At 66.5% G+C, this 3,533-nt stretch carries 3 protein-coding genes; 1 reads left to right on the plus strand and 2 read right to left on the minus strand.

Translation table 11 applies throughout. The features are described from left to right. A partial coding sequence (locus FMQ63_RS36875; RefSeq protein WP_194866459.1) for a PPC domain-containing protein occupies positions 1 to 643 on the plus strand: 643 nt, incomplete at its 5' end. A gap of 68 nt (positions 644 to 711) precedes the next feature. Here FMQ63_RS36875 and wbaP read toward each other — a convergent pair. Beyond that, the gene (wbaP, locus tag FMQ63_RS36880; RefSeq protein WP_011552982.1) at positions 712 to 2,106 is read right to left on the minus strand and encodes an undecaprenyl-phosphate galactose phosphotransferase WbaP; all 1,395 of its coding nucleotides are present in this window, start codon (positions 2,104 to 2,106) and stop codon (positions 712 to 714) included. Between the two features lie 218 nt (positions 2,107 to 2,324). Beyond that, positions 2,325 to 3,470, minus strand: coding sequence for a glycosyltransferase (locus tag FMQ63_RS36885; protein WP_011552981.1), 1,146 nt, complete (start codon positions 3,468 to 3,470; stop codon positions 2,325 to 2,327). Positions 3,471 to 3,533 lie beyond the last annotated feature (63 nt).

The raw sequence follows: 3,533 nt of genomic DNA on the forward strand, positions 1-3,533 counted from the left end.
GAACTCGTTCGACTACACCGCCAGCAACACCAACAGCGCGCAGCAGAACACCACCAATCACACCATCGCGCTGACGGCGGGCCAGACGCTCACCGTCGCGACGTGCGGCCTCACGGGGACGCAGTTCACCGGTGACACGTGGCTGCGCCTGCGCAACCCCGCCGGCACCGAGGTGGCCACCAACGACGATTCCTGCGGCGGCCGCGGCTCCAGCATCACCTTCACCGCCACCACCGCCGGCAACCACGAGGTCCGCGCCGGCTGCTACTCCACCGGGAGCTGCACCGGCCGCGTCGTGTGGGAAATCTCCGGCGGCTCCGGCGGCCCCACCAGCGGGAGCTTCAACTTCAGCGGCAGCAACACCAACAGCGCGCAGCAGAACACCACCAACCACGACGTCGCCATCGCCGCGGGCAAGAGCATCACCGTGGCCACCTGCGGCGTGACGGGTGCGACCTTCACGGGCGACACCTACCTGCGCCTCTTCAACGGCGCCACGCAGGCAGCGGTCAACGACGACGCGTGCGGCGGCCGTGGCTCCAGCCTGACGTACACCTCGTCCACGGCCACCACCCTGCAGATTCGCGCGGGCTGCTACTCCAGCGGGAGCTGCACCGGCACCGTGGTGTGGAACATCCAGTAGTCACCACGCAGCGGCGTTGAACACCCGGGCCCGGGCCGTGGCGAGCGCCACCGCCCGGGCTCTCGGCGTCAGTAGGCGTTCTTCGACAGGAAGCCGCCCAGCGCCGTGCGCACGAGAATCTTCAGGTCCATCAGCAGCGACCAGTTCTCGATGTAGTACAGGTCGTACTCGATGCGCTTCTCGATGCACGTCTGGCCGCGCAGGCCGTTGATTTGCGCCCAGCCGGTGATGCCCGCCTTCACCTTGTGCCGCAGGTGGTAGCGCGGAATCTGCCGCTTGAACTCCTCGATGAAGACGGGGCGCTCCGGGCGCGGCCCTACCAGGCTCATGTCACCGCGCAGGACGTTGAAAAACTGAGGGAGCTCGTCCAGGGAGTACTTCCGCAGGAACGTGCCAATCACCGTGCGCCGCGGGTCGTCCGGGCAGGTCATCATCGCGCCGCCGTGCTCGGCGTCGATGCACATGGTGCGGAACTTGAGGATGGGGAAGGTGCGCCCATCCATGCCCATGCGCTCCTGACGGTAGAGCATGGGCCCACGGCTGGTGAGCCGCACCGCCAGCGCGGTGGCGGCCATGAGCGGCGCGGTGATGAGGATGGCCAGCAACGAGAAGAGGATGTCGAAGGCCCGCTTGGCCACCCGGCTCCAGCCCTCCATCGGGTCGCCCTGGAGACGGATGATGGGCAACCCGCCGAACTCCTCCAGGCCACCATAGAGGGTGATGTACTGGTACAGGTCCGGCACCACGCGCACATCCACGGTGCGCAGGGCCAGCTTGTCCATCAGCGCCTTGACGTGGGCGTGGCCCGCCAGCGGCAGCGCGAGGATGACCTGGTCCACCGGGTGCGAATCCAGCACCTCGTTCACCTGGTCCACGACCCCGATGACGCGCACGTCATTCACGTACTGGCCCACCTTCTCCGGGTGCAGCGTCAGCACGCCCATCACCCGGAAGCCCAGCTCGCGGTGGTGCTCCACTGTCTCGATGACCCGCTGTCCCAGGTCCCCCGCGCCGATGACGAGGATGGACTTGAGGTTGTGGCCCCGGCGCCGGATTTCACTCACCAGATAGCGAGTCACCAGCCGGCTGCAGGTCACCAGCGCGAACGCATAGACGATGAAGATGACCAGCGTGAGGCGCGAATAGCGCTCGCGAACGAAGTACGTCACCGCCACGAGGATGAGCGCCGCGGTGATGGTCGACTTGAATACCTCGAACACCTCGCCCGTATTCGTCCGGGAACGATTGGTGCCGTACAGGCGTGACTGGTGGAATGTCACCGGGAAGATGACGAGCACCATCAGCAGCGAAAAGAACGAGTCCGTCCAGGGAGGTATCCCCTCCGTGACGGGCACGATGCCGGAGAAACGCGTGGCGTACGCGAGGACGAATGCCAGCGCGAGCATCACCATGTCGGCGACGACTTTGATCGACGTGTAGAAACGCTGGAGACGACTGAACACCGAAGTACTCCTGTGGCGTAATCAACGGGTGGCCACCCCGGTGCAAGACTCGCGCCCTCTTCATCCGGACGCGCGTTTTGCCCATCACCGTTTGATAGCCGCGCTTGCTAGCACGAAAAAATTTGTGAAAACAATGGGTTGCAGCGGCCCCGCCCCCCCAGCCAGGGGCGGTGTCCACCTGTTGCCCACAAAAGACCAAGACAGGAGCGACAGCGAAGTCACAGTCCCGCTGCGGGGCCTGGGGAATCTGGCAACACCTCCCCCAGCACCGCGTGAATCTCTCGAAGAATGGCACTTTGAAAATGCGCGCGACCGAAGCGCTCGGCCTGCGCGCGAGCGGCTTCAGGCCGAAAGCCTGCTTCCCATTCGTCGAACCGGCGCACGGCGGCGGCGAGCGATTCCGGCGTCTGTTCTGAGAAGAACATTCCCGTCCGCGCCGTCACCGTCTCGAGCGCGCCGCCCTTCCCGTAGGCGATGACGGGCCGGCCCGCCGCCTGGGATTCCAGCGGGGTGATGCCGAAATCCTCCTCGGGCGTGAAGATGAGCGCGCGAGCGTCTCGGTATAGCGCCGGAAGCGACGCATCCAAGACATTGCCAAGGAAGCGAATATTTTCGGGCAGGCTTCCGGCGCTCAGGCGCGCGGCCTCCTGGCCCGCTCCCACCACCCAGAGCTGCGCATCCAGGCTTCGGAACGCCTCCAACGCCACGTCCAATCGCTTGTACGGCGCGAAGGCCCCCAGCCAGAGGAAGTAGCCCCCCTGGCCTCCCCCCTCTAGAGGGACCTGGGCGAAGCGCTCCAGGGAGACGGGCGGGTGGATGACCGACGCCTCGCGGCCCCAGAAGCGCTGCACCTTGGTGGCGATGTGTCGACTGTTGGCGATGAAACGATCGACCCCCGCCGCCGTCCGGCGGTCCCACCGGCGCAGCCAGGGCCGGACGGCATGGGCCGCCGCGCGCACCGGGAGGCCCGTGCGTCCGGGGCCGAAATAGTCGTCGAACAAATCCCACATGTACCGCATGGGCGCGTGCACGTAGCTCAGGTGCGGCGTGCCCCGCGGCGTGCGCAGGCCCTTGGCCACGCAGTGACTGGAGGAGAGGACCAGGTCGTACTTCCCCTGGAGTTGCAGGGACTCGATGGCCTTCGGCATCAGCGGCAGGAAGTGCCGGTAGCGCGCGTGGATGCCGGGGATGTGCTGAAGGAAGGACGTGAAGATGCGGCGGGACTCGATGGCCGGCGACTGGGAGCCCGGCTTGTGGATGAGCGTGTAGATGTCCGCGTCTGGCAGGACTTCGCAGAGGGCATCAAGGACGCGCTCACCACCTCGGTGGGTGACGAGCCAATCGTGGACCAGGGCAACCTTCACGGCACGGCTTCTAGCACTGGGCGCGAGCGGCGCGGCAAGCGTCGATAGGCCCCCGCGTGCCCG

Origin of the sequence: Myxococcus sp. CA005, from assembly GCF_006518205.1 — a bacterium.
Classification (GTDB): Bacteria; Myxococcota; Myxococcia; order Myxococcales; family Myxococcaceae; genus Myxococcus; species Myxococcus xanthus.